This is a genomic window from Chryseobacterium mucoviscidosis (genome assembly GCF_002177115.1).
In the GTDB taxonomy this organism is placed as follows: Bacteria; Bacteroidota; Bacteroidia; order Flavobacteriales; family Weeksellaceae; genus Chryseobacterium; species Chryseobacterium mucoviscidosis.
Window position 1 is genome coordinate 1 of sequence record NZ_MVAG01000111.1, and the last position, 260, is coordinate 260.

General features: G+C 48.5%; 1 protein-coding gene. It reads right to left on the reverse strand.

What is annotated here, in order from left to right; genetic code table 11:
* Nucleotides 1-260 (reverse strand): GTP-binding protein (locus B0E34_RS22760; RefSeq protein WP_123956588.1); only part of this gene is annotated, 260 nt, incomplete at both ends.

Genomic DNA, 260 nt, shown 5'->3' on the forward strand with positions numbered 1-260 from the left:
AGTCCAATGACATCCTCAATCTCTGTACGAACACGCTCTGGATCAGCTGCTGGTAGGTCAATCTTGTTAATGACGGGCAGAATTTCCAAATCATTATCCAATGCTAGATAAACGTTGGCAAGTGTTTGAGCCTCAATCCCTTGGGCCGCATCAACCACCAAGATCGCTCCTTCACAGGCAGCTAGCGAACGCGACACTTCATAGGTAAAGTCCACGTGCCCTGGCGTGTCAATCAAGTGGAAAATATAGGTCTCGCCATC